24 protein-coding genes are annotated in these 25,015 nt (G+C 71.3%); 12 read left to right on the top strand and 12 right to left on the bottom strand.

Going from position 1 to position 25,015, the window contains the following annotated elements; all coding sequences use genetic code 11:
• Nucleotides 1-49 precede the first annotated feature (49 nt).
• From ACWD4O_RS00250 to miaA, 5 genes are all read right to left on the bottom strand, one after another.
• Nucleotides 50-1,597 (bottom strand): M1 family metallopeptidase, encoded by a 1,548-nt coding sequence (locus ACWD4O_RS00250; protein WP_451275884.1) that lies wholly within the window; start codon nt 1,595-1,597, stop codon nt 50-52.
• Nucleotides 1,598-1,732: 135 nt separating this feature from the next.
• Complete coding sequence (locus ACWD4O_RS00245) at nt 1,733-3,937, bottom strand: RelA/SpoT family protein (protein WP_451275882.1); 2,205 nt, start codon at nt 3,935-3,937, stop codon at nt 1,733-1,735.
• A gap of 299 nt (nt 3,938-4,236) precedes the next feature.
• A complete protein-coding gene (gene dapF / locus ACWD4O_RS00240; protein ID WP_451275880.1) occupies nt 4,237-5,106 on the bottom strand; it encodes a diaminopimelate epimerase in 870 nt (289 codons plus the stop codon).
• A gap of 33 nt (nt 5,107-5,139) precedes the next feature.
• Nucleotides 5,140-5,649 (bottom strand): hypothetical protein, encoded by a 510-nt coding sequence (locus tag ACWD4O_RS00235; protein WP_451276698.1) that lies wholly within the window; start codon nt 5,647-5,649, stop codon nt 5,140-5,142.
• A gap of 108 nt (nt 5,650-5,757) precedes the next feature.
• Entirely contained in the window at nt 5,758-6,696 is a 939-nt protein-coding gene (gene miaA, locus ACWD4O_RS00230) for a tRNA (adenosine(37)-N6)-dimethylallyltransferase MiaA (protein ID WP_450945501.1), read from the bottom strand.
• Nucleotides 6,697-7,003: 307 nt separating this feature from the next.
• Here miaA and ACWD4O_RS00225 point away from each other — a divergent pair, with 307 nt between their 5' ends.
• Nucleotides 7,004-7,195 (top strand): gliding motility protein, encoded by a 192-nt coding sequence (locus tag ACWD4O_RS00225; protein ID WP_451275877.1) that lies wholly within the window; start codon nt 7,004-7,006, stop codon nt 7,193-7,195.
• Nucleotides 7,196-7,219: 24 nt separating this feature from the next.
• The gene (locus ACWD4O_RS00220) at nt 7,220-7,489 is read left to right on the top strand and encodes an antitoxin (RefSeq protein WP_363168144.1); all 270 of its coding nucleotides are present in this window, start codon (nt 7,220-7,222) and stop codon (nt 7,487-7,489) included.
• Nucleotides 7,490-7,655: 166 nt separating this feature from the next.
• On the opposite strand, the gene ACWD4O_RS00215 is transcribed toward ACWD4O_RS00220, so the two are convergent.
• From ACWD4O_RS00215 to ACWD4O_RS00200, 4 genes are all read right to left on the bottom strand, one after another.
• On the bottom strand, nt 7,656-8,372 hold the full coding sequence (locus tag ACWD4O_RS00215) for a class III extradiol dioxygenase subunit B-like domain-containing protein (protein ID WP_451275875.1): 717 nt from the start codon (nt 8,370-8,372) through the stop codon (nt 7,656-7,658).
• 64 nt (nt 8,373-8,436) lie between these two features.
• Nucleotides 8,437-9,966, bottom strand: a complete 1,530-nt coding sequence (miaB, locus tag ACWD4O_RS00210; RefSeq protein WP_451275873.1) for a tRNA (N6-isopentenyl adenosine(37)-C2)-methylthiotransferase MiaB — start codon at nt 9,964-9,966, stop codon at nt 8,437-8,439.
• A 69-nt stretch (nt 9,967-10,035) separates the two neighbouring features.
• On the bottom strand, nt 10,036-10,746 hold the full coding sequence (locus tag ACWD4O_RS00205; protein ID WP_451275871.1) for a response regulator: 711 nt from the start codon (nt 10,744-10,746) through the stop codon (nt 10,036-10,038).
• A complete protein-coding gene (locus tag ACWD4O_RS00200; protein ID WP_451275869.1) occupies nt 10,743-11,738 on the bottom strand; it encodes a sensor histidine kinase in 996 nt (331 codons plus the stop codon). Before ACWD4O_RS00200 ends, ACWD4O_RS00205 begins: the two co-directional genes overlap by 4 nt.
• Before the next feature lie 322 nt (nt 11,739-12,060).
• Here ACWD4O_RS00200 and ACWD4O_RS00195 point away from each other — a divergent pair, with 322 nt between their 5' ends.
• The 3 genes from ACWD4O_RS00195 to ACWD4O_RS00185 all read left to right on the top strand — a co-directional run bounded on the left by ACWD4O_RS00195 (nt 12,061) and on the right by ACWD4O_RS00185 (nt 15,563).
• Nucleotides 12,061-12,546: a cation:proton antiporter regulatory subunit gene (locus tag ACWD4O_RS00195; RefSeq protein ID WP_451275867.1), complete on the top strand. Its 486-nt coding sequence runs from the start codon at nt 12,061-12,063 to the stop codon at nt 12,544-12,546.
• A 4-nt stretch (nt 12,547-12,550) separates the two neighbouring features.
• The gene (locus ACWD4O_RS00190) at nt 12,551-13,774 is read left to right on the top strand and encodes a cation:proton antiporter (RefSeq protein ID WP_451275865.1); all 1,224 of its coding nucleotides are present in this window, start codon (nt 12,551-12,553) and stop codon (nt 13,772-13,774) included.
• 340 nt (nt 13,775-14,114) lie between these two features.
• Nucleotides 14,115-15,563, top strand: coding sequence for a hypothetical protein (locus ACWD4O_RS00185; RefSeq protein WP_451275863.1), 1,449 nt, complete (start codon nt 14,115-14,117; stop codon nt 15,561-15,563).
• Between the two features lie 15 nt (nt 15,564-15,578).
• Here the strand turns inward: ACWD4O_RS00185 and ACWD4O_RS00180 are convergent, their stop codons facing one another.
• Nucleotides 15,579-15,986, bottom strand: a complete 408-nt coding sequence (locus tag ACWD4O_RS00180) for a pyrophosphohydrolase domain-containing protein (RefSeq protein ID WP_451275861.1) — start codon at nt 15,984-15,986, stop codon at nt 15,579-15,581.
• A 124-nt stretch (nt 15,987-16,110) separates the two neighbouring features.
• Here ACWD4O_RS00180 and ACWD4O_RS00175 point away from each other — a divergent pair, with 124 nt between their 5' ends.
• Nucleotides 16,111-17,109, top strand: a complete 999-nt coding sequence (locus tag ACWD4O_RS00175; protein WP_451275859.1) for a TAXI family TRAP transporter solute-binding subunit — start codon at nt 16,111-16,113, stop codon at nt 17,107-17,109.
• Nucleotides 17,110-17,161: 52 nt separating this feature from the next.
• On the opposite strand, the gene ACWD4O_RS00170 is transcribed toward ACWD4O_RS00175, so the two are convergent.
• Together ACWD4O_RS00170 and ACWD4O_RS00165 are read right to left on the bottom strand one after the other, a co-directional pair.
• Nucleotides 17,162-18,571 (bottom strand): ATP-binding protein, encoded by a 1,410-nt coding sequence (locus ACWD4O_RS00170; RefSeq protein WP_451275857.1) that lies wholly within the window; start codon nt 18,569-18,571, stop codon nt 17,162-17,164.
• Between the two features lie 12 nt (nt 18,572-18,583).
• Entirely contained in the window at nt 18,584-19,270 is a 687-nt protein-coding gene (locus ACWD4O_RS00165) for a response regulator transcription factor (protein ID WP_451275855.1), read from the bottom strand.
• Nucleotides 19,271-19,586: 316 nt separating this feature from the next.
• On the opposite strand from ACWD4O_RS00165, the gene ACWD4O_RS00160 reads away from it, so the two are divergent.
• The 6 genes from ACWD4O_RS00160 to ACWD4O_RS00135 all read left to right on the top strand — a co-directional run bounded on the left by ACWD4O_RS00160 (nt 19,587) and on the right by ACWD4O_RS00135 (nt 24,972).
• A complete protein-coding gene (locus ACWD4O_RS00160; protein ID WP_351909478.1) occupies nt 19,587-20,363 on the top strand; it encodes an amino acid ABC transporter ATP-binding protein in 777 nt (258 codons plus the stop codon).
• A gap of 52 nt (nt 20,364-20,415) precedes the next feature.
• Entirely contained in the window at nt 20,416-21,282 is an 867-nt protein-coding gene (locus ACWD4O_RS00155) for a glutamate ABC transporter substrate-binding protein (RefSeq protein WP_451275853.1), read from the top strand.
• Nucleotides 21,283-21,392: 110 nt separating this feature from the next.
• The gene (locus ACWD4O_RS00150; RefSeq protein ID WP_351909474.1) at nt 21,393-22,058 is read left to right on the top strand and encodes an amino acid ABC transporter permease; all 666 of its coding nucleotides are present in this window, start codon (nt 21,393-21,395) and stop codon (nt 22,056-22,058) included.
• Nucleotides 22,055-22,963, top strand: a complete 909-nt coding sequence (locus tag ACWD4O_RS00145) for an amino acid ABC transporter permease (protein WP_351909472.1) — start codon at nt 22,055-22,057, stop codon at nt 22,961-22,963. Before ACWD4O_RS00150 ends, ACWD4O_RS00145 begins: the two co-directional genes overlap by 4 nt.
• Before the next feature lie 177 nt (nt 22,964-23,140).
• Nucleotides 23,141-24,763, top strand: a complete 1,623-nt coding sequence (locus ACWD4O_RS00140; RefSeq protein ID WP_451275850.1) for an FAD-dependent monooxygenase — start codon at nt 23,141-23,143, stop codon at nt 24,761-24,763.
• A complete protein-coding gene (locus tag ACWD4O_RS00135; RefSeq protein WP_451275848.1) occupies nt 24,760-24,972 on the top strand; it encodes a putative leader peptide in 213 nt (70 codons plus the stop codon). The genes ACWD4O_RS00140 and ACWD4O_RS00135 overlap by 4 nt, the downstream gene beginning before the upstream one ends.
• Nucleotides 24,973-25,015: the final 43 nt, after the last annotated feature.

The following is a 25,015-nucleotide window of genomic DNA, read 5'->3' as shown; positions in this document are numbered from 1 at the left end:
CGCGCCGACGTCACGATGGTCGCACGGTACGGCCCGTCTCGTCACGGTCTTATTTCGCGGCCGGCGGGGCCTTGGGCGCGGCGTGTGACGTGGTGTGCGGTCCGGTGTGCGGCGCGGCCTGGGGGGTGGCTTGGGGCCCCTTCCCGGCTGTCGGCGCCACCGACTTCCAGTCCGGGTGACCGGGCATGGGCGGGGTCTTCTCGGCGTACAGCCAGTCCTTGAGGAACCCGGACAGGTCGCGGCCGGAGATCTCCTCGGCGAGGCTCTGGAAGTCGGCCGTGGACGCCGTGGAGTCGCGGTGGTTGTGCACCCATGCCCGCTCCAGGTGCTGGAACGCTCGCCGGCCGATCTTCTCGCGCAGGGCGTACAGAACGAGGGCCGCGCCGTCGTAGACGTTGGGCCGGAAGATGCTGATCTTCTGGCCGGGGGCGGGCGCCTTGGGCTGCGCCGGCGGGCCTCCCGCGGCGCGCCAGCGGTCGGAGGCGCCGTACGCCGCCTTCATACGCGCCTCCAGGGTGCGGCCCGCCTTCTCCTCCGCATAGAGCGCCTCGTACCAGGTGGCGTGTCCCTCGTTGAGCCACAGGTCGGACCAGGTGCGCGGGCTGACGCTGTCGCCGAACCACTGGTGGGCCAGCTCATGGACCATGATCGACTCGACGTACCACTTGGGGTAGCCGGGCTCGGTGAAGAGGTCTCTCTCGAAGAGAGAGAGGGTCTGCGTCTCGAGTTCGAACCCGGTGGACGCCTCTGCCATGAGCACGCCGTACGTCTCGAAGGGGTAGGGGCCGACCTTGCCCTCCATCCAGGCGATCTGGTCGGGGGTCTTCTTCAGCCACGGTTCGAGGAGTTCACGGTCCTTGGTGGGCACGACGTCCCGGACGGGCAGTGCGTGCGGCCCTTCACGGTGCACGACGGTGGAACGGCCGACGGACACCTGGGCGAGCTCGGTGGCCATGGGGTGCTGGGTGCGGTACGTCCACGTGGTGGCGTCGCCGACCCGTTCGACGCCGGCCGGCAGCCCGTTGGCGACGGCCGTGTAGTCGTTGGGCGCGGTGATCCGGATGGTGAACATCGCCTTGTCGGACGGATGGTCGTTGCACGGAAAGACCAGGTGGGCGGCGTCCGCCTGGTTGGCCATGGCGAGACCGTCCGCGGTCCTGACCCAGCCGCCGTCGCGGTCGGCGGTGCTCACGGGATCGCTGGTGTGCCGCACGGTGATCCGCACCCAGCTGCCCGGGGTGAGCGAGTCCTCCGGGGTGACCACCAGATCGTCGCCCGCGCTGGTGAAGACGGCGGGCTCGCCGTCGACCTCGACGGAGTCGACCTTGCCGTGGGCGAAGTCCAGGTTGATCCGCTCCAGGGCCGTGGTGGTCCAGGCGTTGACGGTGGTGACCGCCTGGAGGGGCTTGCTGTTGGAGCCGGGATAGGTGAAGGACAGGTCGTACGACGCGACGTCGTACCCGGGGTTGCCCAGATGCGGGAAGAGGCGGTCGCCGACGCCGAGCGGCACCGCCGGTGCGCTCGCCGCGACGAGGCAGACGGAGACGGCCGAGGCGAGCAGCGCGGACTTCAGCCGGACGTGGGGGGTGAGCAGCATGCACCACCGCTACCAGCGCGCGCATGTGCCGCGTGGGCGACGCGCGACCGGCCCACCCGAACGGGTTGCTCACGCGCGTGTGCGTGACGCCCGGGCGGGACGCCTGCGCGGCTCGGGCACACGCGTGTGGCCGGCCTAGACCGGCCCCGTGGAGGCCGGCGCGTGATGCTGCGCGCGGCCGACGTCGTAGACCCCGGGCACGTTCCGCATGGCCCGGATGAGGGTGGGCAGGTGGGCGGCGTCGGGGAGCCGGACGGTGTACGTGTGGCGCACCCGCTGCTGGGTCGGGGGCTCGACGGTCGCGGAGACGATCTCCGCGCCTTCCAGCGCCATGGCCTCGGTGAGGTCGGCGAGCAGATGGGGGCGGCCGAACGATTCGGCGACCAGGGTGACCCGGCATCCCGTGGTGTCGCCCCAGCTCACCTCGACTTCCTCGCGCCCCGCGTCCACCATGCGCGCCACGGCGGCGCACTCGGCGCGGTGCACGGTCACCACTCCCCCGCGCACCGCGAAGCCGGTGACCTCGTCGAGGGGTACGGGCGTGCAGCATCCGGCGAGCCGGACGCTCGCCTCGGGCCGGTCGACGACGGTGATCGCGGCGCCGGGCCGCGGGGCGGGCTCGTCGGCCGTGGTCGCGTCGGCAGCGGACCGTGCGGTCGTCTCGGCGGCCTTGGCGGTACCGGAGGCCGCGGGGTCGGCCGCCGGTGCGGAGCCCTCGGGCTCGGCCGGGGTCGGGTGCGTCGCCAGCCATCGCTGGATGGCGATCCGGGCGGCGGGGGTGTGGGCGTGCTCCAGCCACTCCCTGGAGGGCTCCGAGGCGGGGTCCTGGCCCATGAGGAGCTGAACGGTGTCGCCGTCCCGCAGGACGGTGCTGAGGGTCGCCAGGCGGCCGTTGACGCGGGCGCCCATGCAGGCGTGGGCGTCCTCGCCGTACTGCTCGTAGGCGGCGTCCACGCAGGTGGCGCCCTCGGGCAGGCCGAGGGTGCCGCCGTCGGGGCGGAAGACGGTGATCTCGCGGTCCTGGGCGAGGTCCTCGCGCAGGGTGGACCAGAAGGTGTCGGGGTCGGGAGCGCCTTCCTGCCAGTCCAGCAGGCGGGAGAGCCAGCCGGGCCGGGTGGGGTCGACGCGTTCCTCGTCGGCCGGGACTCTCTGTCGGTTCTGCTCCTCCGCGGTCCCCGTGTACGGGTTGCCCAGTGCGACGACGCCGGCCTCGGCGACCTTGTGCATCTGGTGCGTGCGGATGAGGACTTCGGCGACCTGGCCGTCCTCGCGGGCGACGGCGGTGTGCAGCGACTGGTACAGGTTGAACTTGGGGACGGCGATGAAGTCCTTGAACTCCGAGACCACCGGCGTCATACAGGTGTGCAGTTCGCCCAGGACGGCGTAACAGTCGGCGTCCTCGTTCACGAGCACCAGCAGGCGGCCGAAGTCCGCGCCCCGCATCCGGCCGCGCTTGCGCGAGACGCGGTGCACGGAGACGAAGTGCCGTGGCCGGATGAGGACTTCGGCCTGGATGTCGGCGTCGCGCAGGACGACGCGCATCGCGTCGGAGAACTCGGCGAGGGGGTCGTCCGCGCGGGAGGCGTTGTCGACGATCAGCTCGCGCGTGTGCTCGTACTCCTCGGGGTGCAGGATCGCGAAGACGAGGTCTTCCAGTTCGGTCTTGAGGGCCTGGACGCCGAGGCGTTCGGCGAGCGGGATGAGGACGTCCCGGGTCACCTTGGCGATGCGTTCCTGCTTCTCGGGGCGCATCACGCCGAGGGTGCGCATGTTGTGCAGCCGGTCGGCGAGTTTGATCGACATCACGCGGACGTCGTTGCCGGTGGCGACGAGCATCTTGCGGAAGGTCTCGGGTTCGGCGGCCGCCCCGTAGTCGACCTTCTCCAACTTCGTGACGCCGTCGACGATATAGCGCACCTCGGCGCCGAACTGCTCGCCGACCTGATCGAGGGTCACATCGGTGTCCTCGACGGTGTCGTGGAGCAGAGACGCCGTCAAGGTCGTGGTCTCTGCGCCGAGTTCGGCGAGGATCAGCGTCACGGCGAGCGGGTGGGTGATGTAGGGCTCGCCGCTCTTGCGCATCTGGCCGCGGTGCGAGGACTCGGCGAGCACGTAGGCGCGGTGCAGCGGTTGCAGGTCGGCGTCGGGGTAGTGGGCGCGGTGGGCCTCGACCACATGGCCGATCGCGTCGGGCAGCCGGCCGCGGGAGGCCGGGCCGAGCAACGCGGCCCGGCCCAGGCGGCGCAGGTCGATCCGGGGGCGACTGCGCCTGCGGGGGGCTGCAGGCACTGCAGGCACTACCGGGCCTGGGGTCGCAGGGTTCGTGGCCTCCGCACTCATGGGCACCTCCGGCTGCGTGGACCGGCGGACGGGGTGTCCCAGGGCGGACACGGCTCAGGGGACTGGTCAACGGTCCCCCGTCCGGGCCGGTGCTTGATGCTACCGAGCCCATCACGCCCGACTGACCGCCTCTCGCCGAGCGTGAAACGGATCACCCATTCGAGCGAAGGATCAGGGGTTTACAGTTTCGAGCCGCCTGACCTGGAGTCGGTCGTCGATTCGAACCCGCGACCGTCCTCCGGGGCTGCTCCTGTGCGCTGTCGGGCCGTCGAGGCCTCCGATGCCAAGCCGTGGCCGCGTCAGCGAGCGGCTGTTTCCAGCCACTCGGAATCGATCTCACCTGTGGCCACGATCACTGCGGGCCCGGTCATCTCGATCTCGCCGTCGGGCCGCTCGGTGATCACCAGGCGGCCGCCGGGCACGTCCACGGTGTACGTGGCGGGCGTCCCGGTGACCGCCGGGTCGACGCCGTCCCGGCGCGCGGCCGCCACGGCGACGGCACACGCGCCCGTGCCGCACGAGCGGGTCTCGCCGGACCCGCGCTCGTGCACCCGCAGGGCGACGTGCCGCGGGCCTCGGTCCACGACGAACTCGACGTTGACCCCGTCCGGATAGGCGGAGGCGGGGCTGAAGGGCGGCGGGGCGTACAGCGCGCCCGCGTGCGCGAGGTCGTCCACGAAGGCGACGGCGTGCGGGTTGCCCATGTTCACGTTCCGGGCGGGCCAGCTGCGCCCGTCGACGCTCACCGTGACCTCCCCTTCGGGGAGACGTGCCTTGCCCATGCCGACGGTGACGTCCCCGGCCTTGGCGAGGTGCACGCTCTTGACGCCCCCGCGCGTGGCGACCGCGAGGTCCCCCTCAGGGATGAGGCCGGCGTGCTGGAGGTAGCGCGCGAAGACCCGGACCCCGTTGCCGCACATCTCGGCGACGGAGCCGTCGCCGTTGCGGTAGTCCATGAACCACTCCGCCTCGGCCGCCATGTCCTTCGCCTCGGGGTGCGCGGCCGACCGCACGACGTGCAGCAGTCCGTCACCGCCGATGCCCGCGCGACGGTCGCACAGGGCGGCGACGGCGGCCGGGGGAAGGTCGATGGCGTTCTCGGGGTCCGGGACGATCACGAAGTCGTTCTCGGTGCCGTGCCCCTTGAGGAAGGCGATCCGGGTGCTCATCCCTCGATCGTACGGGGTGGCACGCACGGGGCGTCAGCGCAGTCGGGCGACCCGCCAGACGGCCAGGGCCACCACCGCCGCGACCATCACGACGTAGGCCAGGACGACCCGCCAGTCGGGCCGGCGACCGGAGCCGCGCGGGGGCAGGCCGGGCCACGTGTAACCAACGCGGCGGGCCGCCATCATCCCCCAGCCGGCCGCGCAGGAGCAGATCAGCAGCCCGAGCATGGCGATCATGGCCCCGCTGTCGCCGAAGTCGAAGGCGAGCGGGAAGGCGAACATCAGGGAGCCGATCGCGGCCAGCGCCACGATGGGCGCGAGCTGCCAGATCCGGAGCCGGCGCTGCGGACGCAGCTCGACCTCGACCTCGGGGCCGCCCGCGAACATCTCCTCGGGCTCGGGACCGTCGTCGGTCACCCCGCCCACGGTGTCGTCCTCGTCCGGCCCGTCGGGGCTCAGACGGGCATCCTCGGGCTCCGCTTCACCACGCTCGGCGGTGACGTGCTCGGTGCCTTGTGCGGTGTCGCGAGGGCCGGCCTCCATCGCCACGCGCCCTCCCAACTCGGACTCCACTTGGTCGATCGAAGCTCGATGATGGCACGGCGTCGGAGGCCCGGACGGCGGCCTGGGCGTCCCGATGCCATGACGTGATCAGGCTGTAACCGGTCGTTCCACCAACGCCAGCGCGAGCTCCGGAAGTTCTGTGAGATCAGCCGCAGCCCCACTCAACCAGTGCACCCGTGGATCGCGCCTGAACCAGGAATCCTGACGGCGCGCGAAGCGCTTGGTGGCACGGACGGTCTCGGCGCGCGCCTCGGCCTGTGTGCACTGGCCGGTGAGGGCCGAGAGAACCTGCTGGTAGCCGAGCGCGCGCGACGCCGTACGCCCCTCGCGCAGGCCCTGCGCCTCCAGCGCGCGGACCTCGTCCACGAGCCCCGCGTCCCACATCCGGTCGACGCGGCGGGCGATGCGCTCGTCGAGTTCGGGGCGGGCCACGTCGACCCCGATCTGGACGGTGTCGTAGACGGAGTCATGGCCGGGCAGATTGGCCGTGAAGGGCTTTCCGGTGATCTCGATCACCTCCAGGGCCCGGACGATACGGCGGCCGTTGCCGGGCAGGATCGCGTGCGCGGCCTCGGGGTCGGCGGCGGCCAGCCGGGCGTGCAGCGCGCCTGATCCGCGCAGCGTGAGCTCCTCCTCGAGCCGGGCCCGGACCTCGGGGTCGGTGCCGGGGAACTCCAGGTTGTCGACGGCGCCACGGACGTACAGCCCGGAGCCGCCGACGAGAACCGGCCACCGGCCCTCGGCGAGCAGGGCGTCGATCCTCGCGCGCGCCAGCCGCTGGTACTCGGCGACGGAGGCGGTGACCGTGACGTCCCAGACGTCCAGGAGGTGGTGCGGGACGCCGCCGCGTTCCTCGGGCGTCAGCTTGGCGGTGCCGATGTCCATCCCTCGGTAGAGCTGCATGGAGTCGGCGTTGACGACCTCGCCGCCGAGTCGCCGGGCCAGGAAGACGCCCAGATCGGACTTTCCGGCCGCGGTCGGTCCGACGACGGCAATGACGCGGGGGGCGGGGGGTGCGCTGCTCACGGCACCAGTCTCGCAAACCTCGACCCCCGCCCTCGAACGAGTTACGTGACGACGCCGGTCCGAGGTCGTTGCCCGTTGCGAGTTTCCCGTCGCCCTGCACAGGGGCGGCGACCCCGGTGGCGCAATCGGACGCACCGGCCGACGCGGGATTTCGCCCGCACGAGTACCGTATGGAGTGGATATGGGCGTTTTGGCGCGACTTTTCCGAAGGTCAAAGGCCTCTGAAGAGGCTGCGACCGAGGAGGCGACCGCCACCGAGGCACCGTCCGGTACGACGCCGGACGGCACCCCGGAGGAGGGAGCCGAGGTGGAGCAGGCTGCCGAGGCCGGGCATGAGACGGCCGAAGCCGGGGACACGACGGAGACAGAGTCAGCGACGGTGACGGGAACGGGGACGGCAGCCGAGCCGGTCGCCACGTCCGACGGCGTCGAGATCCCCCGGCAGCAGTCGGCCGAGGAAGCGGCCGACAGTGAGGCGGGCGAGGGCGCCCGCACATGACGCACCCGCGAGGGAAGGTGACCCATGGGTCTTTTGGACAATTTGAAGGCCAGGCTCGCCCCGGCCAAGGGCAAGGTCTCTGACCTCGCGCAACAGCACGGGGACAAGGTTCAGCACGGTATCGACAAAGCCGCGAAGGTTGTCGACGAGAAGACCAAGGGCAAGTACAGCGACAGGATCCACACGGGCACCGACAAGGCCAAGGGCGCCATGGACCGGATCGCGCACAAGGAGCCGCCGGCAGGCGGCGGCGACACGTTCACTCCGCCCGGCCCGCCCCCGCCGGCTTCCTGAGCGGACGCCGAAGGGGTGAAACGGCGGACGGCCGCGAAGCGCAGACGCTCGCGGCCGTCCGCCGTTTCATCCGCCCTTCCATCCGCCCTTCCATCTGCCGTTTCAGCCGTCGCGTCGCCTCTCCGCCGTCTCGCGTGCGGCACGACAGAGCGGGTCCGGCCCGGCTCTACGACCAGGTCGCGACGACGTACCCCACGCCGTACGGAGCGTCCTCGTACAACAGGACGCCGGTCAGCCCCGCGTCCTCGGCCGCGCCTGCGAGCACCTGCCAGGACGCCCGGCCCGAGGCCTTGAGCTCGGACGCCAGTTCGGGGTCCAGCGCCTTGAGCGCCGCCACGTCCGCCGCGCCGAGCGCCCGCGCGACCTCCGCGTCGAACGGCGCCGCGCGCTCGTCGAGATAGCCCGGCGCCTTCAGCGTCCGGCATGCGCTGCCGTCGCCCATCACCAGCAACGCGACCCGTCCCGCCGCTCCGGCGATCTCCCGGCCGGCCTCGAGACACCGCTCGGTCGTCAGCGGCTCGCCCACGCCCAGTCCCTCGATCGGGGCATCCGACCACCCGGTCCGCTCCAGCAGCCAGGCGCCGACGGCCAGGGACGGCGGCAGCTCACGCGGGGACGCCGTGTCCTCGCCGCTGCGGCCGAGCCGCACGGAGAGGTCCACTCCGAAGCCGCGGAACGAACCCCGGGCGCCGGCCGGATGCGGGCCGCGTGCGGACTGCTCGGCCGGTCCGACGACCACCAGCCGGTCCGGCCTGGCGGCGGCCAGCACGGCCAGCGCGTCGGAGCAGGCCGTACGCGCGGCGTCCAGCTCGAAAGCGGCGCCTGCGGCCACCTCGGGCACGAGAAGGGGCGGGCAGGGGCAGACTGCTGCGGCGACAAGCATGATCGGCAGGGTAACCCCGCAGGAGACCTGCGGGGCGACCACTGGGGGTGCCGCGCCGAACGCGTCAGTCGCAGCCGCAGCCGCTGCCCGTGGCGACCGGAAGCGGGGCGGGCACCCCGATCTTGGGCAGACCGAGCAGCACACCGGCCGGCTTCGCCGCCTTCTCCGCCGTGCGCTTCTCCCAGGCGTCCCCCGCGCGCGTGCGGCGCACTTCCAGGACGGCGCCCTCGGCCAGGAGGTGGTGCGGGGCCGCGTACGTCACCTCGACGACGACGACGTCGCCGGGGCGGACCTCCTGATCCGGCTTGGTGAAGTGGACCAGGCGGTTGTCGGGGGCGCGGCCGGAGAGGCGGTGGGTGGCGCCGTCCTTGCGGCCCTCGCCCTCGGCCACCATGAGCTCCAGCGTGCGGCCGACCTGCTTCTTGTTCTCCTCCCAGGAGATCTCCTCCTGAAGGGCGACGAGACGCTCGTAGCGCGCCTGCACGACCTCCTTGGGGATCTGGTTCTCCATGGTCGCGGCGGGGGTGCCGGGCCGCTTGGAGTACTGGAACGTGAACGCCTGGGCGAAGCGGGCCTCGCGGACCGCGTGGAGGGTCTGCTCGAAGTCCTCCTCGGTCTCGCCGGGGAAGCCCACGATGATGTCGGTGGTGATCGCCGCGTGCGGGATGGCGGCGCGGACCTTCTCGATGATCCCGAGGTAGCGCTCCTGCCGGTACGAGCGGCGCATCGCCTTCAGGACCGTGTCCGAGCCCGACTGCATGGGCATGTGCAGCTGCGGCATGACGTTGGGCGTCTCGGCCATGGCGGCGATGACGTCGTCGGTGAAGTCGCGCGGGTGCGGCGAGGTGAAGCGGACGCGCTCCAGGCCCTCGATCGCGCCACACGCGCGTAGCAGCTTGCTGAACGCCTCACGGTCGCCGATGTCGCTGCCGTAAGCGTTTACGTTCTGGCCGAGCAGGGTGATCTCGGAGACGCCCTCGCCGACCAGCGCCTCGATCTCGGCGAGGATGTCGCCGGTGCGGCGGTCCTTCTCCTTGCCGCGCAGGGCCGGGACGATGCAGAAGGTGCACGTGTTGTTGCAGCCGACGGAGATCGACACCCAGGCCGCGTAAGCGCTTTCGCGGCGCGTCGGCAGCGTGGACGGGAAAGCCTCCAGCGACTCGGCGATCTCGACCTGCGCCTCTTCCTGCACGCGCGCGCGTTCCAGCAGGACCGGAAGCTTGCCGATGTTGTGCGTGCCGAAGACAACATCCACCCAGGGCGCACGCTTCACGATGGTGTCGCGGTCCTTCTGCGCGAGGCAGCCGCCGACCGCGATCTGCATCCCGGGACGGCTCGCCTTCCGCGGCGCGAGCCGGCCGAGGTTGCCGTACAGCCGGTTGTCGGCGTTCTCCCGTACCGCGCAGGTGTTGAAGACGACGACGTCCGCGTCGCCGTCCGACCCCTCGGGTGCGCGCACGTACCCGGCCTCTTCGAGCAGCCCGGACAATCGCTCGGAGTCATGGACGTTCATCTGGCACCCGTAAGTGCGGATTTCGTAGCTCTTGGGTGCTTGAACGTCCACTGCGAGGCTCCGGTCGCTGCTGCTGGTCATGGCTCAAGGGTAGGCGCTCCACGCGGAGCGCCCGTCTCCGCGACCAGTGGCACGCGCCCCCGACCGGCCTCAGGGGTCCACGAGACCGGCGCGGATCGCATAGCGGGTGAGCTCCAGGCGGTCGCGCATGCCGAGCTTGTGCAGGAGGTTGGCGCGGTGCCGTTCGACCGTCTTGGCGCTGATGTAGAGCAGCGCGCCGATCTCCCTGGAGGTGTGGCCCTCGGCCACGAGCTTGAGTATCTCCTCCTCGCGCTCGGTGATGGGCCGCTCGGGCAGTCCGTCGACGCCGTCGCCGCGGTGCAGCCGGTCCAGGTACGAGCGGACGAGGGCCCGTTCGGCGCCCGGGTAGATGAACGGCTCGTCGCGCACGACCGCCCGACAGGCCTCGACCAGGTCCCGGTCGGCGACCGACTTGAGGACATAGCCGCCGGCGCCGGCCTTGAGAGCCTCGAAGAAGTACTGCTCGTTGTCGTACATGGTCAGGATGAGGATGGGCAGGGCCGGGAGGCGGCGGGAGAGTTCCCGGGCCGCCTGCAGACCGGTCATCCGGGGCATGGCCACGTCGAGGACGGCCAGGTCGATGTCCCCGGCCCGGGCGCGCTCGACCGCCTCGGCCCCGTCGCCCGCCTCGGCGACCACCGTCAGATCGGGCTCGCCGTCCAGGATGAGCCGCACTCCCCGGCGGACGAGTGTGTGGTCGTCGGCGAGGAGGACGCGGGTCGGCGGGGTGGGTGGTGCGGGTAGGGCAGCGGGGGAGGTCGCCGCGGTGCCGTCCGTCATCGGTGGCCTCCCGGAGCGGCGGCGTCCGGTCGGTCGGCGCGCGCCCTCGCCCGCAGCCGTACGTCCGTCCCCCTCGGCCCGCCGCCGCTGCCGTCCGGCGTCGACGACAGGGTGAGGGTCGCCCCGATCAGCAGGGCCCGTTCGCGCATCCCCCGGATGCCGGCGCCCGCGTCCGCCGCCGCGCCCAGGCCGCTGCCGTTGTCCCGGACGAGGAGTTCGACGCCGTCGGCGACCGGGCGGACGCGGAGTTCGGCGCGGTCGGCGCCGGAGTGCCGGGCGGTGTTGGTGAGAGCTTCCTGGGCCACGCGGTAGAGCACGAGTTCCGTCTCCTCGGTCAGCGGGGGCAGGCCGGTGCGCAGGTCGTGGCGCACGGTCAGTCCGTGGGTGGTGAACTCGGCCGCGAGGGAGCGCAGCGCGCTGAGCAGGCCGAGTTCGTCGAGGACGCCGGGACGCAGTCGGCGGGCGATGCGGCGAATCTCGTCGAGGCCGGACCGGGTGGCCTCCTGCGCCTGGCCCAGTTCCTCGCGCAGGTCCGCGGGGGCCCGGTCGGCGACGCGCTTGAGCTGGAGCAGCACCGCGGTCAGGGTCTGGCCGACCTCGTCGTGCAGTTCACGGGCGATGCGGTGGCGCTCGCGCTCCTGCGCGGACAGCGCCCCGGCCGCGCTGGCCGCGCGCTCGGCCTCCAGCCGGTCCAGCATGGCGTTGTAGGTGGTGATCAGCTCGGCCGTCTCGACCGGCCCCGAGACCACGGCACGGACCCCGGGGTGCAGCAGGTCGGCGTCGGCCATGGCCCGGCCCAGCCGCCCCAGCGGGGCCAGTCCGACGCGCAGGACGACCGCGTTGACGGTCAGCAGCGCGGCCAGGCCCGCCACCACGACGAGCACCTCGCCCGGCAGTATCGGCGTGGAGACGGTGACCGGGCCCAGCAGCAGCGCGGCCGCCACGACCAGGCCGAAGGCGTTGAGGACGAAGATCCGCCAGAACAACGACACGTGCGCGGCTCCTCCTCTCCCGTTCTCTCCCTCTTGCCATAGCACCGCCGTGACCAGCCTCTTCGACCACCGTCGGCCCTGTCCATCCGTCACGACACCCATGTCGTCACCGTACGGGTGGATGGCAGCATGGCGGCTCCGGGCGGTCGTCGAAGCCGTCGAAGAACGCGTCGAGGACACGTCGAATACACGTCGAAGACGTCACAGGAACGATCGGCACGACCGACACCATCGGTACGGCCGACGCCGTCGGCACGGCCCGCGCAACCGGCACGACCGCACGACCGGCACGACCGGCACACGATCAGCAAGGGGAAGAAACGTGTCTGCTCCACGCCTCCGGACGACACCGCTGCCAGGCATCGGAGTCCAGTACGACCTCGTGACGCGGGAGCAGCGCCATCTGTCCGTGGTGGCCCACCGCGACGGCGCCCGCACGTTCAGCGTGTACCGGGCCGACGACCCCGACTCCTGCGCCCAGTCGCTGCGGCTGACCGGCACCGAGGCCGATGCCCTGATCGACGCGCTGATGCCCTCCCATCACAGCCCGAGCCTGCTCTACACCACGGACCTCGGCCTGGTCGCCGAGCGGATCGAGGTGGCGACCACCTCGCGCTGGAACGGGCGGCTGCTGGGCGACACCCGGATGCGCACGGAGACCGGCGCCTCGATCGTGGCGGTGCTGCGCCGGGCCGAGGCGATTCCGTCCCCGACGCCCGACTTCCGGCTTGCGGGCGGCGACACCCTCATCGTCATCGGCACCCGCGAAGGCGTGGACGCGGCCGCGGCGATACTCGGTCGGGAGTGATCCGGTGCACTCCGCAGTCCTGCTGATCGAGTTCGGTTCCATCATCCTCGGCCTCGGCCTGCTCGGCCGATTCGCCGCCCGTTTCCGGCTCTCGCCGATCCCGCTGTATCTGCTGGCCGGTCTGGCCTTCGGCGAGGGAGGGCTGCTGCCCCTCGGCGCGAGCGAGGAGTTCGTGGCCATCGGCGCCGAGATCGGCGTCATCCTGTTGCTGCTGATGCTCGGCCTGGAGTACACGGCGAGCGATCTCGTCTCCAACCTCAAGTCCCACTATCCGGCCGGCCTCGTCGACTGCGCCCTCAACGCCGTGCCGGGCGCGGCCGCCGCGCTGCTGCTGGGCTGGGGGCCGGTGGCGGCCGTGGTGCTGGCGGGCGTCACCTGGATCTCGTCGTCCGGGGTGATCGCCAAGGTGCTGGGCGATCTGGGCCGCGTCGGCAACCGGGAGACTCCGGTGATCCTGAGCGTGCTGGTCCTGGAGGACCTGGCCATGGCGGTCTACCTGCCCGTCGTCACCGCCCTGGTGGCCGGCGTGGGGCTGGCGGCCGGCAGCGTGACCGTGGCGATCGCACTGGGCGTCGCGGGGCTCGTGCTGTTCGCGGCGGTGCGGTACGGCCGGGTCATCTCCCGTTTCGTGTCGAGCGACGACCCGGAGAAGCTGCTCCTCGTCGTGCTGGGGCTGACGATCCTGGTCGCGGGCGTGGCGCAGCAGCTCCAGGTGTCGGCGGCGGTGGGGGCGTTCCTGGTGGGCATCGCGCTGTCCGGGGAGGTCGCTGAGGGCGCGCACACCCTGCTGAGCCCGCTGCGGGATCTGTTCGCCGCGGTCTTCTTCGTCTTCTTCGGGCTGCACACCGACCCGGCGAGCATCCCTCCCGTCCTGCTGCCCGCCCTCGCGCTGGCGGTCGTGACCGCCGCGACGAAGATCGCCACCGGCTACTGGGCGGCCCGGCGGGCCGGGATCTCGGTCAAGGGGCGCTGGCGGACGGGCGGCGCGCTGGTGGCGCGCGGGGAGTTCTCGATCGTCATCGCCGGACTGGCCGTCACCGCCGGAATCGAGCCGTCACTGGGTCCGCTGGCGACGGCGTACGTCCTGATCCTGGTCGTCGCGGGCCCGATCACCGCCCGCTACACGGAACCGTTGGCGGCTCGCTGGGCCCGTCGCCGGGCACCGCAGGGCAGCGACCATCCGGAGCAGTTGCCCGAGGCGTTGCCGCCGACACGGGTGGGCGACTGAGACGCGGCCGCTGAGCGGCGCAGGCGCTGACGGCGGCGGGGCGGCTGAGTCGCGGGCGCTGATCCCGGCGCAGGCAGGCGGCGAGCGCAGGCCGTGACGGCGGTGGGCGAGGGGGGTGTCGTGGGGCGCGCGGACCGCACTCGGGCGACCCGCCGCAGCGCATGGCGTACGTCACATTGCCGCGTGGGGGAATCGTGAAAGGCCAAGGAGAGCAGCATGGCATGCTCATGCCTAGTTACCTGCCGGTAGGAAACTGCCTGTCCGGCCGGTCTCTCCTTGCTTTCCCACCCCCACGTCAGGACTGACCTTGCGCAGACGCACGAGGCACACCCGTGCCCTCATGCCCGCCTTAGCCGCATCCGCTCTCCTTCTCGCCGCGGGCTGCTCCTCCCCCTCCTCCCAGGCCGAGCCCCCTTCCTCGTCAGCCGGCCGTCAGACGGACGCGGAGACCTCCGCCTCCTCCGCCGACCGCTCGCTCGCGGTGGCGGCCGCACCCGCCGGCGGCGCCGCGACCGCCGCGGCCCGTCCCGGTGACGCCGACGGCGAGGCCCGCCGGACGAAGCTCAGCATCAACTCGTACGACAGCAAGACCGGGCGAGCCGTCATCTCCTCCGACGCCTCCTCCGGGACGCCCTCCGACACCGCCTCCGCCTCCGCCACCTCCTCCGGCACTTCCTCCAACGACGGCGCAGGCGGCGCGAGTTCCCCCGCGGCGCCCTCCCCGACCGCGTCGGAAGTTCCGCACCGCACGGCGGTGGGCGATGTCATCGCCAGCGCGCCCGCGCCCGGTGCGCCGAACGGCCTCCTCGCCGAGGTCACGAAGGTGATCGGCGAGACCGCCGAGGGCACGGCGGTGCAGACCGAGCCCGCCCAGCTCAACGCCCTGCTCGGGGACGACACCGCCAAGGGCAGCGTGCCGGTCGACCCGGCCTCCTTCGACATCGACAAGCTGCTGCCCGACGTCGACGTCTCCTGGTCGCGGACGGATGACGTCCACGTCGGTCCCGAGGGAGCGACGGTTCCGCTCGGCAGCCTGCGGCTCGACGTACGCGCCGACCTGCCGACCGTCGGGAACGAGTCGGCCTCGGCGACCGCCTCCGTCTCCGGTTTTGTGCAGGTCGCCCCGCAGGTCGACTTCCGTTACGGCGGTGAGGGCGCCGACGTCGCACCCGCCTCGGCCTACCTGGGCGTCTCCGGCGACTGGACCTCCGGCTGGTCCCTCGAAGGCCGCGCCGGCGCCTCGGCCACCCCGGTGCGGATCCCGTTCGCCACCCTGCACGCCGATCCGGTTCTCCAGGTCGGCCCTGTCCCCGTCGTCGTCAACCTCGACCTGACCTGCTACGTCGAGATCAGCGGCGACGGCAGGATCACCGTCGACGTGGAACAGAGCCTCGAAGGCGACTTCAAGGCGGGCGGCACCTTCGGCCTGGGCCAGGGCTGGACGCCCGTCAGCGCCTCGGAGATGAAGAGCACTCCGGTGCGCACGTCCGTCACCACCGCCGGCAGCGTCAAGGCGGCCCTCGGGGCCCAGGCCTCGGTCGGCCTGTACGGCAGCGTCGGCGTCGTCGCCGACCTCGCGCCCTACGTCCGCGGCGAGGGCACCGGCACGGTCACCGGCACCGACGACGTGTTCGAGGCCGACGGCTCATGGGCCGTCTACGGCGGTGTCGACCTCAGCGGCGCCCTGCGGCTGCAACTGACCGTCTTCGGCACGCCCGTGTTCCAGCGGGACATCCCGTTGGGCGCGCTGCACCGCGAGTGGAAGCTGGCGGGCGGCGGCACGCCGTAATCCGACGCGCCGGCCTCAGGCTGCGCCGCCCGGTATCCATCCCTGGCGGCGCAGCACCGAGGACACGTCCGGCGCCTCGTAGTGCTCCCCCTTGAGGACCTTGCCGTCGGCGCGGCGGGCGACCTGGCCGTCGGGGCCCAGCTTGGACATGTTGGCCCGGTGGATCTCGGCGAGCACCGCGTCGAGATCGATCCCGTGCACCAGAGCCGTGCCGTAGGCGACGTAGACGACATCGGCCAGCTCGTGGGCGAGCCGGTCCAGCGGGCCGCTCACCGCCACCTCGGCGACCTCCGCGGCCTCCTCGGCGAGCAGCTCCCCACGGTGCGCGGCGAGCGGGGCAGACACCTCCGTAGGCGTGCTGCGGGCGTCGAGCCCGAAGGCGCGGTGGAATTCACGGACCAGGTCGGCGGGCGAGGAACTCATGCACAGACTGTAACGACGACCACTGACAGTCCGGTCCTTGAACAGCTCCGCAGGCCGACCCACGAGCCGGTCCTGTGAGCCCCGCCCTGGTCAGCACCGCGTTCCGGCTGGCAGGATCGCGCCCATGTCCAAGGTGTTCTCCCGGATCGACCGGCGTCGTGCTCTGCAGGGCACGGCCGTCGGCGCCGTCCTCCTCGGGCTGCTGCTGTGGTGGCTGCTGCCGCTGGGCGAGGAGCCGCCGCGCGGTTCGATCACGTTCAGCACGGGCACGACCAGCGGCGTCTACTACGAGTACGGCAGCCGGCTGCGCGCCGAGCTCGCCGAGGACATGCCCGACCTGGACGTGAACCTGACGACCAGCAACGGCTCGCAGGAGAACGTCGCGCGCGTGGCGACCGGCGACGCGGACTTCACCATCGCCGCCGCCGACGCCGTGGAGACCTACGAGGCGCAGCACCCGGGTTCGGCCGCCCGACTGCGCGGGGTGGCCCGTCTGTACGACGACTATGTGCAGCTGGTGGTGCCGCGCGACTCGGACGTGCGGTCCGTCGCGGACCTGCGGGGCAAGAACGTGGCGACCGGGCTGCCGCGCTCGGGGGTGCGGCTGATCGCCGAGCGGGTGCTCAAGGCGGCCGGTCTGGACCCGGCGAAGGACATCAAGGCCGAGTCGATGGGCATCGACACCGGCCCCGAGCAGCTGAAACAGGGCAAGATCGACGCGTTCTTCTGGTCCGGCGGCGTGCCGACGGCGGGGCTGGAGAAACTGGCCGACAGCTTCACCTTCCGGTTCGTGCCGATCGGTCCCGACCTTGTCGCCAAGATGCACGACCTGGACGGTTCCACCGGCTACTACCGGGCCACGAACATGCCCGAGTCCGCCTACCCCACCATCCAGAACGGCTCGACCGTCGCGACGATAGCGGTGTCCAACCTCCTGATGACCCGTACGGACATGGCGCCTCGGCTCACCGAGTGGCTGACCCGGACCGTGATCAAGAGCCGCGACGGCATCGGCGCGCATGTGCACTCCGCGCAGCTGGTCGACCTGCGCACGGCCATCTACACCGACCCCCTGAAGCTGCACGAGGGCGCCCGGCGCTACTACCGCTCGGTCAAGCCCTAGCCGGACCTGGCAAGCGGCAGCCGGCCCTGGAGAGCCGTAGGACGCCAGGCGGCTACGACGCGGGCGACCTGGGCACCGTCACCGTCGCCGTCAGTCCGCTGGGCTCGTGGTGGTCGTACGTGAGGGAGCCGCCGCCCGCCGCGAGCAGGGCCCGGGAGATGGACAGGCCCAGGCCCGAGCCCTTGATGTTCTGGTGGCGGCCGCTGCGCCAGAAGCGGTCGCCCACGCGCGTGAGCTCCTCGTCGGTCAGCCCCGGACCGTTGTCGGTGACGACGATCGTCGAGGTCTCGCCGTCGGCGGCGACGGTGACCTCGACGCTCTCCCCCTCCGGAGTGAACTTCACCGCGTTGTCGATCACGGCGTCCAGCGCGCTGGACAGCGTCACCGGGTCGGCCCAGGCCGTGGTGGGCGGGCAGTCGCCCACCAGTCGGACGCCCTTGGCCTCGGCGGTGGGCGCCCAGGCGGCGACGCGCTCGGCGGCCAGCGCGCCGATGTCGGTGACCCGCAGATGCGCCTCGGCGTGCTCGGCCAGGGCCAGGTCGAGCAGGTCGTCCAGGACCTGGGCCAGGCGTTTGCCCTCGTTCTGGACGGAGGCGATCTCCTCGTTGCCCTCCGGGAGCTCGTAGGCCAGCAGTTCGATGCGCAGCAGCAGTGCGGCGAGCGGGTTGCGCAGTTGGTGCGAGGCGTCGGCGACGAACGCGCGCTGCTGTTCCAGCACGTCCTCGACGTTGTCCGCCATCTCGTTGAACGACCGGGCCAGCCGCCGCAGTTCCGGCGGTCCGCCGGCCACCGCGACCCGGGACTTCAGACGGCCGCTGGCGATCGAGTGGGTGGTGGTGTCCAGGACGCGCACGGGCTTGAGCACCCAGCCGGTCAGCCGCAGGGCGGCGCCGATGGCGAGCAGCATCGCGGCGATCTCGCCGGCGCCGATGACCAGCCAGCCGTGCAGGATCCTCGACCGCATCGGCCCGGTGGGCGAGTCGGTGACGACGACCGCGACGACATCGCCGTCCCGGATGACCGGCGACGCCACGACGAGCCGGTTGCGCTGCCACGGCCACACCTGCTGGGGATCGTGGCTGCGCCGGCTGAGCAGCGCCTCCTCGAACGCGTCCCGCACCTCGCCCGATTCAGGGAGGTACCAGTCGCGCGGAGCATGAGCCATGGGCGTGTCGGTGCCGTAGAAGACTCCGGCCCGAATGCCGTAGACGTCGTAGTAGCTGTCGAGCTCCCGCCTGAGCGTCTCGCGTCGCTCGTTCGTGGACGCCGACGCGTCGTCGCCGGTGCTCGAAGAGAGGCTGACGAACTGGGCGAGCGCCGCGAAGCGCGCGGTGTCGTCGATGCGGTCGACGACCACGTTCTGCTGCTGGGCGCCCGCCACGCTGACGGCGAGCGGCACCCCGAGGGCCAGCAGCACGGCGGCCATCAGGACGATGAGCAGCGGCAGGAGACGTTTGTGCAACTACGGTCCCCGCTACGCGGCCGGCGCGACGAGCCGGTAGCCGACGCCGCGCACGGTCTCGATCAGCGCGGGCATGCGCAGCTTGGCGCGCAGGGAGGCCACGTGCACCTCCAGGGTGCGCCCGGTCCCCTCCCAGCTGGTGCGCCACACCTCGCTGATGATCTGCTCCCGGCGGAAGACGACCCCGGGGCGCTGGGCGAGCAGCGCCAGGAGGTCGAACTCCTTGCGGGTGAGCTGGACCACCGCGCCGTCCACCGTGACGCGCCGGGTGGGCAGCTCGATGTGCACGGCGCCCAGGCGCAGCGCGCTCTCACCGCCGGCGGCCTGGTCCTCGTGGACGGTGCGGCGGCTGACGGCGTGGATCCGGGCGAGCAGCTCCCCGGTGTCGTACGGCTTCACCACGTAGTCGTCGGCCCCCATGTTGAGGCCGTGGATGCGGGAGCGGACGTCGGAGCGGGCGGTCACCATGATCACCGGCGTGGCGGTGCGCTTGCGGATCTTGCCGCAGACCTCGTATCCGTCCTGGTCGGGCAGGCCCAGGTCGAGCAGCACGACCCCGAAGCCGGGGCCCTCCGGGACGAGCGCCTGGAGCGCTTCCTCGCCGCTACGCGCGTGTGTGACGTCGAAACCGTGCCGCTTGAGGACCGCGGACAGGGCAGCGGCGACATGGTTGTCGTCCTCGACGAGCAGCAGTCTCATCCCGGCCTCCTTCGGTTCATCGGGCATACGGTCTGACTCACTAAAACGGGCGTACGGTTCTCGGTGACGGAAAAAACCCGGGCACACGCGTGTGTGCATCATGGCAGTCACGCTGATGTACGAGGACGCAGTCAAGAGAGTTCCGGTTGCGCTCGCCTTCCGTTACTCGCCCGATACGCACGCAGGTCACAAGTGCTACGACACGTGTCCGATTGCTATCGGATCGTGATGCTCAGATTCCCCTCAGATGTAATGACGCTGGTCGTGGCTGGTCACTACTGTCCTCCGAAACCGAGGAGGACGGAGCCCCCGAGCGATGACCGAAGTATCGGTGACCAAGCAAGACGCGGTCGCGAGCGGTGAACTGGTCGTCCTGAAGAGCGTCAACAAGCACTTCGGCGCGTTGCACGTTCTCCAGGACATCGACCTCACGATCGACCGCGGCGAGGTCGTCGTGGTCATCGGACCCTCCGGGTCCGGTAAGTCGACCCTGTGCCGCACCATCAACCGACTGGAGACGATCGACGAGGGCACCATCGCGATCGACGGCAAGCCGCTTCCCCAGGAGGGCAAGGCACTTGCCCGGCTGCGCGCCGACGTCGGCATGGTGTTCCAGTCGTTCAACCTGTTCGCGCACAAGACCGTTCTCGAGAACGTGATGCTCGGCCAGATCAAGGTCCGCAAGGCCGACAAGAAGGCGGCCGAGGAGAAGGCCCGCGCCCTCCTCGACCGGGTCGGCGTGGGCACCCAGGCCGACAAGTACCCGGCGCAGCTCTCCGGCGGCCAGCAGCAGCGCGTCGCCATCGCGCGGGCGCTGGCGATGGACCCGAAGGTCATGCTCTTCGACGAGCCGACCTCGGCCCTGGACCCGGAGATGATCAACGAGGTCCTCGAGGTCATGCAGCAGCTGGCCCGGGACGGCATGACCATGATCGTCGTCACCCACGAGATGGGTTTCGCACGATCGGCTGCAAACCGCGTGGTGTTCATGGCCGACGGACGCATCGTCGAAGAGGCTGCGCCCGATCAGTTCTTCAGCAATCCGCGCAGCGACCGTGCCAAGGACTTCCTGTCGAAGATCCTGCACCACTGACGGAATTCCGCACCGCCCGCAGTCCTTCATCACTCTTCTAAGGAAGTTCCTCATGAAGCTTCGCAAGGTCACCGCCGTCTCTGCCGCAGCCCTCGTTCTCGCCCTGACCGCCACCGCGTGCGGCAGCGACGACAAGGACGACGCGAGCAGCAGCGCCTCCAGCAGCGGGAGCGGCAGCGGCGGGAAGATCAAGATCGGCATCAAGTACGACCAGCCCGGCCTCGGCCTGAAGAAGCCCGACGGGTCCTTCGCCGGCTTCGACGTGGACGTCGCCACGTACGTCGCCAAAGAGCTCGGCTACGAGCCGGACCAGATCGAGTTCGTCGAGACCAAGAGCGCCGACCGCGAGAACGCCATCGAGCGCGGGGACGTGAAGTTCATCGCGGCCACCTACTCGATCAACGACAAGCGCAAGGCGAAGGTCGACTTCGCCGGCCCGTACCTGCTGGCCCACCAGGACCTGCTGCTCAAGTCGGACTCGACGATCAGCAAGGCCGAGGACCTCAACGGCAAGAAGCTGTGTTCCGTGACCGGCTCCACCTCGGCGCAGAACATCCACGACACGATCGCCCCGAAGGCGAACCTCAAGGAGCTGAGCTCCTACTCGGAGTGCATCGCCGGTCTGCAGAGCGGCGCCGTGGACGCGGTCACCACCGACGACTCGATCCTGGCCGGCTTCGCCTCGCAGGAGCAGTACAAGGGCAAGTTCAAGCTCGCGGGCCTGAAGCTCAGCAACGAGAACTACGGCGTCGGCCTCAAGAAGGGCGACACCGCGACCCTGGACAAGATCAACACGGCGCTGGAGAAGATGGTCAGCGACGGCTCCTGGCAGAAGGCCGTCGAGGCCAACTTCGGCCCGGCGAACTACAAGAACGAGCCCGCCCCGAAGATCGGCGTCATCGTCCCGAACGCGTCGTAAGCACCGTCCAGCCACGCGGGGTTCCTGCGGCGCGCCGCCGTCCGTCGCGATCACGGCGGCGACGCGCCCCGCCCTCCTCATACGCCACCCACCCGGAAGCGCGGGAGATCGTGTTCGACTTTCTTGAAGGTTACGACGTCCTAGGGGCGTTCTGGATGACGGTGAAGCTCACCGCCCTCTCCGCCGTGGGCTCCCTGATCTGGGGCACCCTGCTGGCCGGGATGCGGGTCAGCCCGGTCCCGCTGATGCGCGGGTTCGCCACCGCCTACGTCAACATCGTCCGGAACATCCCCCTGACGGTCATCATCCTCTTCAGCTCGCTCGGCCTCGCCGACGTCTTCGGCATGACCCTGGGCGCCGAGGACTTCGACGTCCAGGGCTTCCGGCTGGCCGTTCTCGGCCTGGTCGCCTACACCGCGGCCTTCGTGTGCGAGGCGATCCGCTCCGGCATCAACACGGTGCCCATGGGGCAGGCGGAGGCGGCCCGGGCCATCGGGCTGACCTTCAGCCAGACCCTCACGCTCATCGTCCTGCCGCAGGCCTTCCGCTCGGTCATCGGACCGCTGGCGAACGTCCTGATCGCACTGACCAAGAACACCACGGTGGCTGCCGCCATCGGCGTCGCCGAGGCCGCCTATCTGATGAAGACGATGATCGAGAACGAAGCGCAGACGCTGCTCATCGGCGCGGTCTTCGCGTTCGGGTTCGTGGTACTGACCCTGCCGACCGGCCTCATCCTGGGCTGGCTCAGCAAGCGACTGGCGGTGAAGCGATGAGCTCGGTCCTCTATGACACTCCCGGCCCCCGCGCCCAGCGGCGCAACCTCGTCCTCTCGGTCGTCTTCTTCGTCCTCCTCGCCCTGTTCATGTGGTGGGTGTGGCAGAAGATGGACGAGAAGGACCAGCTCACCTCCGCCCTGTGGAAGCCGTTCACCGAGTCCGAGGCCTGGACTACGTATCTGCTCCCCGGCCTCGCCAACACTCTGAAGGCCGCGGCCCTCGCCATGGTGATCGCCCTTCCCCTGGGCGCCGTCTTCGGCATCGCACGCCTGTCCGACCACCGGTGGGTGCGGACCGTGGCCGGCACGGTGGTCGAGTTCTTCCGGTCCATCCCGGTGCTGCTGCTCATGCTGTTCGCAAACGAGTTCTACTCGCGCTCCACGGGCGTCACCAGCGAGGACCGGCCACTCTACGCCGTCGTCACCGGCCTGGTGCTCTACAACGCCTCGGTCCTCGCCGAGGTCGTCCGGGCCGGCATCCTGTCGCTCCCCAAGGGGCAGACGGAGGCCGCCTACGCCATCGGTCTGCGCAAGGGGCAGACGATGAGCAGCATCCTGCTCCCGCAGGCGGTCACCGCGATGCTCCCGGCGATCGTCAGCCAGCTCGTGGTCATCGTGAAGGACACCGCGCTCGGCGGTGTGATGATCGGCTTCACCGAGCTGCTCAACTCGCGCGGCACGCTCGCGGCCAACTACGCCAACGTGATCCCGAGCTTCATCGTGGTCTCGGTCATGTTCATCGTCCTGAACTTCATCCTGACCAGCTTCGCGAGCTGGCTGGAGCGCCGCCTGCGGCGCAGCAAGCGCAGCACGGGCGCGGTCCTCGGCGTCGAGAAGATCGACGACCTGAACGCGGCCGAGGTCGGCGGCACGTTCGGCACCGGCGCGGGCGGCTCGATCTGACGCCTGCTCAAGTCGGGTGACCTGTACGAAAGGCAGTGGCGTGCGCGCCGCTGCCTTTCGTCACTTGACGCAAGCAGCGGCAATGGGTTGCATACGTTCTGTGATCGTGCACCCTGCTCCTACCTCTTGTTCACTTACGTCCCTGAGGACACCGTCGCGGGCAGGGGGCAGCACGCCGTGGACCCGGTGATCATCGTCGGAGCGGGGCCGGTCGGGCTCACGCTCGCCCTGGCGCTGGCCCGCCAGCAGGTGCCGTCCGTGGTCCTCGACGAGGGACCGGGCAAGGACGAACCGCGGCTCGCGCGCACCGTCGTGTTGCGCGAGGACACCGCCGCCCTCCTGGCGCGCCTGACCGGGGCGCCCCTCGACGCGGCCGGGGCGCACTGGGCCGGATGGCGGTCGATGCGGCGCAAGCAGGTGACCCGTGAGATCACTTTCGACGACGCCCACGACCCCGCTCCCCTGCACATCGCCCAGCATGTGCTGACGAACGCCCTGCGCGCCGCCCTCGAGGGCGAGCGCCTGGTGAAGATCGCCGTGGACAGCCGGCTGGACAGCGTCGAGCAGGAACCTTCCGGTGTCACGGCGCACACCCGTGGCCCCAAGGGCACCTGGTGGCGCGGCAGCCATCTGGTCGGCTGCGACGGCCCGCGCTCCACGGTCCGCAAACTGCTCGACATCCGCTTCCCCGGCCGTACGGCGGTGGAACGACACGCCGTGGCCGCGCTGCGCACGGAACTTCCGTGGGCCGACGAGGCGTTGCTCCATCGGACGCCACCGTGGCGGACGTCCGGTCCCTCCGCCGGGGAAGTCACCGGACGTCCGCTGCCGGACGGCGTCTGGCGCCTGGACTGGCTGCTGCCGCCCGGCAAGGACCTCGTCACGCCCGAACTGCTCGTCGCCCGCATCCGCGAGACCCTCGCGGGCTGGAGCAACGGCACCACACCCCCGTACGAACTGCTGGACACCGGCGTGCACACCGTGCACCACCGGCTGGCCCGCCGCTGGCGCGTGGGGCGGATCTTCCTCGCCGGGGACGCCGCGCATCTCCTCGGCGCGCTCGGCACCCAAGGCCTCGACGAAGGCCTGCGGGACGCCGACAACCTCGCCTGGAAGCTGGCCCTGGCCTGGCACCACGGGCCGCACGAGGCCCTGCTCGACAGCTACCAGGCGGAGCGGCGCGCGGCCGTCGCCGCCCGGCTGCGCGCCGCCGACCAGGCGCTCCCGCTGCTGCGCGGCGGCGCCGGCATAAGGGCCTACGTCCCCGGCGCGGTCCGCGGCCACGACGTGCTGCTCACCGAGGGCCATCTGGGGCGCGGCCCGCTGGGCGCGCCGGGCACGTACGGCGACTCCCCGCTCGCGCCCCGGCATCTGGAGGCGGAGGTGCCGGTGGACACGGCTCCCGGCGCCCCGGTCGAGGACGTCCGCGTGACCGCGGAGGACGGCACCTTCGTACGGCTGCGCGACCGTCTCGGACGCGGCGCGCTTCTCGTACTGCTGATCGCGCCGGGCACGGGCGTGTGGGAACGCAGGCACTGGGTGAGCGCCGGCGTCATGCCCCGGCTCGCCGCCGCGGTGACGGCCCTGCCCAGCCCGGCCGAGCTGCTGGTGGCGGAGAGCTACCCCGGGGCGGCCGCCCACACCGTCCTGCTGATCCGGCCCGACGGCCATCTGGTCACCGCGCTCAACGGGGTGCGCGCGGCCGATCTGTACGCGGCGGCGGAGGCCGCGGTCGGCGGTCCGGCGGGGACACCGGAGGCATCCGCGGCGGAGGCCACGGCGGGCTCGGCGGCCAAGTGACGGCACGGGCGGCGGACGACGTCACTCGCACGCCGACCCGCGCGAGCGCCTCGCTGTCACTGTGCGGTCCACATGGTGACAGCGAGTTGACCGGGTCGCACCGCCATGGTGTACTCCGGATCGTGACCGACACCTGTGTGCGCCTGTGGCGGAGGGTCCATATGGACCTCGTCCGCTATGCGGGCTGCGTGTGTCGCCCGTCCTGCTGAATTCGCACCCCCTTTCTCCGGCGCGCGCCGCCGATGCGCACCA

This window comes from Streptomyces sp. NPDC002623, from assembly GCF_053592635.1.
Note: the sequence above shows the minus strand (reverse complement) of the source record. Positions and strands in the feature narration are given on the sequence as shown.

Excerpts from the sequence above, each read along its gene's own strand:
- ACWD4O_RS00250 (WP_451275884.1), bottom strand. The coding sequence starts at position 1,597 with ATGCTGCTCACCCCCCACGTCCGGCTGAAGTCCGCGCTGCTCGCCTCG.
- ACWD4O_RS00245 (WP_451275882.1), bottom strand. The coding sequence starts at position 3,937 with ATGAGTGCGGAGGCCACGAACCCTGCGACCCCAGGCCCGGTAGTGCCT.
- dapF (WP_451275880.1), bottom strand. The coding sequence starts at position 5,106 with ATGAGCACCCGGATCGCCTTCCTCAAGGGGCACGGCACCGAGAACGAC.
- ACWD4O_RS00235 (WP_451276698.1), bottom strand. The coding sequence starts at position 5,649 with ATGGAGGCCGGCCCTCGCGACACCGCACAAGGCACCGAGCACGTCACC.
- ACWD4O_RS00220 (WP_363168144.1), top strand. The coding sequence starts at position 7,220 with ATGGGTCTTTTGGACAATTTGAAGGCCAGGCTCGCCCCGGCCAAGGGC.
- ACWD4O_RS00215 (WP_451275875.1), bottom strand. The coding sequence starts at position 8,372 with ATGCTTGTCGCCGCAGCAGTCTGCCCCTGCCCGCCCCTTCTCGTGCCC.
- miaB (WP_451275873.1), bottom strand. The coding sequence starts at position 9,966 with ATGACCAGCAGCAGCGACCGGAGCCTCGCAGTGGACGTTCAAGCACCC.
- ACWD4O_RS00205 (WP_451275871.1), bottom strand. The coding sequence starts at position 10,746 with ATGACGGACGGCACCGCGGCGACCTCCCCCGCTGCCCTACCCGCACCA.
- ACWD4O_RS00185 (WP_451275863.1), top strand. The coding sequence starts at position 14,115 with ATGCCCGCCTTAGCCGCATCCGCTCTCCTTCTCGCCGCGGGCTGCTCC.
- ACWD4O_RS00180 (WP_451275861.1), bottom strand. The coding sequence starts at position 15,986 with ATGAGTTCCTCGCCCGCCGACCTGGTCCGTGAATTCCACCGCGCCTTC.
- ACWD4O_RS00175 (WP_451275859.1), top strand. The coding sequence starts at position 16,111 with ATGTCCAAGGTGTTCTCCCGGATCGACCGGCGTCGTGCTCTGCAGGGC.
- ACWD4O_RS00165 (WP_451275855.1), bottom strand. The coding sequence starts at position 19,270 with ATGAGACTGCTGCTCGTCGAGGACGACAACCATGTCGCCGCTGCCCTG.
- ACWD4O_RS00160 (WP_351909478.1), top strand. The coding sequence starts at position 19,587 with ATGACCGAAGTATCGGTGACCAAGCAAGACGCGGTCGCGAGCGGTGAA.
- ACWD4O_RS00155 (WP_451275853.1), top strand. The coding sequence starts at position 20,416 with ATGAAGCTTCGCAAGGTCACCGCCGTCTCTGCCGCAGCCCTCGTTCTC.
- ACWD4O_RS00145 (WP_351909472.1), top strand. The coding sequence starts at position 22,055 with ATGAGCTCGGTCCTCTATGACACTCCCGGCCCCCGCGCCCAGCGGCGC.